This window comes from Bradyrhizobium manausense (genome assembly GCF_001440035.1).
Classification (GTDB): domain Bacteria; phylum Pseudomonadota; class Alphaproteobacteria; order Rhizobiales; family Xanthobacteraceae; genus Bradyrhizobium; species Bradyrhizobium manausense.
Genome location: NZ_LJYG01000068.1, coordinates 1 through 5,139, shown reverse-complemented (window position 1 = coordinate 5,139; position 5,139 = coordinate 1). Strand labels below are relative to the sequence as shown.

The window sequence follows — 5,139 nt, the reverse complement described above, 5'->3', positions numbered from 1 at the left end:
TTTCGCGGGATCGTGAGCAAGGTTTTCGGAGCCTTGCACCGCTTCGGCCGACAACTCAACCGGCTTAGGGATGGCCTCGTCGTTAACGAGGAAGCCCCATGCCTATCCAGAGATTGTCGATGCGCCGGATCAAAGAAGTTCTTCGGCTAAAACATGTTCAAGGTCTGCCGGAGCGGGCCATCGCGCGCTCCCTGAGCATCAGCAATGGCGTCGTGCATGGCTACCTGACCCGCGCCCGTGTTGCCGGGCTGAGCTGGCCGCTGCCGGAAGGAATGACCGATGAAGACCTGGAGCTTTTGCTTTTCCCGGCCCCGCGGCCTGCTTCGCAAAGCCCGCAGCGGCCGTTCCCGACTGGAGCTACGTCGATAAGGAGCTGCGCCGGCGCAATGTGACCCGCCACCTGCTCTGGGAGGAGTACCGCGCCGGCAATCCCGACGGTTTCGGGTACACCTGGTTCTGCACGACCTACGAGGCCTGGAAGGGACGGGCCCGGCCGTCAATGCGGCAGACCCATCTGGGCGGCGAGAAGGTGTTCGTCGATTTCGCCGGCGATACCATCGACGTCATCGATTCCCTGACCGGGGAAGTGCAGCCGATGAAGCTGTTCGTCGCGGCGATGGGCGCTTCCAACTACACCTACGCCGAGGCCTGCCCGAGCGAGGGATTGACCGACTGGATCCGGGCGCATGTCAACCTGTTCGCCTTTCTGGGTGGGGCGCCGACGTTCGTGGTCTGCGACAACCTCAAGGCCGCCGTCAGCAACCCCGACCGTTACGATCCCGGTCTCAATCGTACCTATGCCGAGATGGCGAGCCATTACAGCACGGCCATTCTCGCCGCACGGCCGCGGCGCCCAAAAGACAAGGCGAAGGTACGAGGTCGCGGTGCAAATCGCCCAGCGCTGGATTCTGGCGCGGCTGCGCAATCAGCGCTTCTTTTCCCGGGCCGAACTGAACGCCGCCATCAAAATATGCCGATTCCGAGGTCATCGCGCGCACCGTACCGAGTTGATGGCGCGCAGGGTTCCGAAATGATCGCGCGCAGCATTCCGAGCATTCTCCGCGCAGCATTCCGATTTGATCGCGCGCAGTTTCGGATGGTGTGAGGCCTGATCGTTGGGCCATTTCTCCGGCTGGGAACAGCTTGGAGAATTGGATGCCGACGAGGAGGGTTATCATGCGCCAGGTGCGCGAGATTATGAGATTGAGCCTTGAGGCTGGGCTCTCGACGCGCGTAGTTGGCGAGCGTGTGGGCGTCGGACCGACGACGGTACGTGACACGCTGAAGCGGTTTATGCGTGCGGGACTGGCATGGCCCGTTCCGGAAGCGATAAGCGACGCCGAGCTGGAGCAACAGCTATACGGGGTGCCTGGCGTGAAGCCGGGTCGCCGCAAGGTGGCCGAGCCTGACTGGTCCGTTGTTGCCCGCGAGCTCAAGCGCAAGCACGTGACCTTGCAGGTGCTGTGGGACGAGTACATTGCGGAGCATCCGGACGGGTACCGGTACAGCCGTTTCTGTGACTTGTTCCGCAACTGGGAAGGCCGGCTGCCGCTGGTGATGCGCCAGCACCACGGCGGGGCGAGAAATTGTTTGTCGACTATGCCGGCGACACGGTGCCGGTGGTTGACCGCAAGACTGGCGAGGTGCGTGACGCACACATCTTCGTCGCGGTCATGGGCGCATCCAGCTTATCGTTCGCGCTGGCGACGTGGACCGAGCAGCTCGGCGACTGGATCGCGGGACATAACGCGGCCTACAGCTTTTTTGGCGGCGCGACGCAACTCCTGGTGCCCGACAACGCCAAGGTCGCGGTGATCAAGGCCTGCCTCTATGACCCTATGGTCAACCGCAGCTATAGCGATATGGCGCAACATTACGGCACCGCGATTTTGCCGGCACGGCCGCGTCGCCCGAGAGATAAGGCGAAGGTCGAGGCCTGCGTCGGAATCGTCGAGCGCTGGCTGCTGGGGCGGCTGCGTAACCGGACCTTTTACAGTCTGGCCGGGCTCAACGGTGCGATCGCCGAGTGGCTGGTCAAGCTCAATGACGGACGGGTGTTGCGTCAGTATGGCCGCACGCGACGCCAGCTGTTCGAGGAGATTGATGCGCCGAATCTTAAACCGCTTCCCGGCGAGCCGTGGGTCCATGCCGAATGGCGCCGATGCCGGGTCGGGCTCGACTATCACGTCGAGATCGAACGGCACTACTACTCGGTGCCCTACCGCTTTGCTCGTCGGGAGGTAGAAGCGCGGATCTGTGCGCGAACGGTCGAAGTCTTCCTGGGCGGCGAGCGTATCGCCGCACACATGCGCGGCAGCGGCAACGGGCGGCACACGACGATCAGCGCTCACATGCCTTCCAGCCACCGGCGCTATGGCGAGTGGACGCCGGCAAAGATCCGCAGCGAGGCAAGCCGGATCGGCCCGATGCTGCGCCTGCTGGTCGACCGGATCATCGAGGATCGGCCGCATCCCGAACAGGGCTATCGTTCGTGCCTTGGGATCATCCGGCTTGAGAAGCGCTTTGGCGCCGAGCGCCTCGAGGCGGCCGCGCTGCGTGCGATTGAGATCCAGGCTCGCAACTACCCAAGCGTCAAATCGATCCTCGAGAAGGGGCTCGATCGCGTTGCAACGCCTGCGTCCACCGAGCGCGAGCCGATCATACACACCAACATCAGAGGCTCAGGTTATTACCACTGAAAGGGAAGAGAATGCTGACACCCCCCACACTTCGCTTGCTTACCCAGCTCGGCCTTACCGGCATGGCCGATGCCTTTACGAGCCTCGCAGACAACGAGGAGGTCCATGGTCTCGCACACGCCGAATGGCTGGCGTTGCTGCTGGATCATGAAGCGACCTGGCGTAACAACCGGCGCCTGGCGCTTCGTCTTCGTAAGGCAAATCTGCGTCATCATGCCGTGCCCGAGGATATCGACTACCGCGCCTCTCGTGGGCTCGACCGCCGCTTGTTCGACATACTGCTCAAGGGAGACTGGATCAAAAACCATGAGAATTGCGCCATTGTCGGGCCAACCGGCGTCGGGAAAAGCTGGCTTGGCTGTGCGCTCGGCCACAAGGCCTGCCGGGACAACCACTCTGTACTTTACACCCGCCTGCCGCGGTTGATCGAAGAGCTGGACCTTGCCCGGGGCGATGGCCGACTCGCTTCGCGGATGAAGAGCATCGCCGCCGTCGAGCTCCTGATTTTGGACGATTGGGGGCTCCAGGCCATCGACGCCAATGCCCGTCATTATCTGCTCGAAATCCTTGAAGACCGCTACGGCCGTCGATCAACACTCGTCACCAGCCAGCTTCCAATTGCCAAATGGCATGAGCTCATAAACGACCCAACTTACGCTGATGCCATACTTGATCGCCTGCTTCACAACGCGCACAGGCTCGAACTGAATGGTGACTCCATGCGTCGTCCGCCGGCTCTTCCTCGGCCTTGATTACGTGCTCGGCCGATGAAGACCGCAACTGCTGCCCGCGAAGCTGACCGGCCGCTACGGCACTGTTGGGGGGGCGCGCCCGGTCAGCTTCGCTCCGCAAATGCGATCTCTTCGACAGCCGCTTGACCACGGGCTAACGATAGTGCCAATTGCCTTAACGATCAGGGGCCCTCACATGCGCGCGATCAGATTGGAACGCTGCGCGGCATCAGATTGGAATACCTGCGCGCGATCATTGGAATCCGCATTTGCCTTCGCACGCTGGAAGCGCTGCCGCGTCGCTCCCGACTATCACGTCGAGGTCAACGGCCACTGGTACTCCGCGCCCTATCGTCTGATCGGCGAGCTGGTCGATGCCCGCATCGACGATCGGACGGTCGAACTCTTTCACAAGGGCGAGCGCATCGCCAGCCATGCCTGCGCCCCCAACCGGCGCGGACACACCACCATCGCCGACCACATGCCCAGCGCCCATCGCCGCTACGGCAAATGGACCCCCGCCGCGGTGATCGCCGCTGGCGAGCGGATCGGCCCTTCGACTGCAGCGTTCTTCCAGGCCGTGATCGAAGCCCGGCCTCATCCAGAACAGGGCTTTCGAACCTGCCTCGGCATTCTGGCGCTGGCCAAAAGCTACGGCGCCGAACGCGTCGACGCGGCCTGCCGGCGCGGCATCCTCATCAAGGCGCGCTCCGTCGCCTCCATCCGATCGATTCTCCAGAACGGTCTCGATCGCACTCTCTTCGACGACGAGCCTTTCGAGCCCCAACCCCTGCGCCACGGCAACATCCGCGGCCGCGACTACTTCCACTGAAGCAAAGGAGACCATGCATGCTCAACCACCCAACCCACGAACGGCTGATCGAGCTCGGCCTCAGCGGAATGGCCAAGGCCTTCGAGGGGCAGCGCCGATTACCCGATCTCGAAGCCTTGCCGTTCGAAGATCGGATAAGTCTGTTGGTCGACCGCGAAGCCGCCGAACGCGACACCAGGCGGCTCGCCATGCGCCTCAAGACCGCCGCGTTGCGTCAGAATGCTTGCGTCGAAGACGTTGATCTGCGTACCCCGCGTGGCATCGATCGCGCCGTTTTCGCCAAGCTCGTCGAAGGCCGCTGGATCGATCGCCACGAGAACTTGCTCGTCACCGGCGCCACCGGCCTGGGCAAAAGTTGGTTGGCCTGTGCCCTCGGCCACAAGGCCTGCCGCGACAACCGCTCCGTCCTCTATCATCGCGTCCCGAGGCTGTTCGAAGCCCTCGCGCTCGCTCGCGGCGACGGGCGTCACCCCCGGCTCCTCAAAAGTCTCGGCCGCGCTCAGCTTTTGATCCTGGACGATTGGGGCTTGTCCGTGCTCACTGCCGCCGAACGCCGCGACCTGCTCGAGATCCTCGAGGACCGCCATGGCCGCGCATCCACAATCGTCACAAGTCAGCTCCCCGTGGACACCTGGCATGGAGCCATCGGGGACCCCACGGTCGCTGACGCCATTCTCGATCGCCTCGTCCATAACGCCCACCGCCTCCAGCTCTCCGGTGAAAGCATGCGAAAACGCAGCGCCAAAACCATCGCCCTTGACGGGCAGCCGTAACCCTGACTCTATCTCCCCATCGGCCGCCGCGGGCTGCTCACGATCGTCTGAATTCAGTGCTCACGATCGCCCGAAATCGATGCTCACAATCCGTGAAATTCGCA

2 protein-coding genes and 3 pseudogenes are annotated in these 5,139 nt (G+C 63.0%); all 5 read left to right on the top strand.

Annotation, left to right across the window (positions count from 1 at the left end; translation table 11 throughout):
* Positions 1–98 precede the first annotated feature (98 nt).
* Positions 99–1,016, top strand: a pseudogene (gene istA / locus AOQ71_RS17020) (IS21 family transposase); the annotation flags it as partial.
* Between the two features lie 160 nt (positions 1,017–1,176).
* Positions 1,177–2,699: pseudogene (gene istA, locus AOQ71_RS17015) on the top strand (IS21 family transposase).
* 11 nt (positions 2,700–2,710) lie between these two features.
* The gene (istB, locus tag AOQ71_RS43320) at positions 2,711–3,451 is read left to right on the top strand and encodes an IS21-like element helper ATPase IstB (protein WP_083514270.1); all 741 of its coding nucleotides are present in this window, start codon (positions 2,711–2,713) and stop codon (positions 3,449–3,451) included.
* 238 nt (positions 3,452–3,689) lie between these two features.
* Positions 3,690–4,262, top strand: a pseudogene (locus AOQ71_RS17005) (Mu transposase domain-containing protein); the annotation flags it as partial.
* A 17-nt stretch (positions 4,263–4,279) separates the two neighbouring features.
* On the top strand, positions 4,280–5,035 hold the full coding sequence (gene istB / locus AOQ71_RS17000) for an IS21-like element ISFK1 family helper ATPase IstB (RefSeq protein ID WP_057740971.1): 756 nt from the start codon (positions 4,280–4,282) through the stop codon (positions 5,033–5,035).
* Positions 5,036–5,139 lie beyond the last annotated feature (104 nt).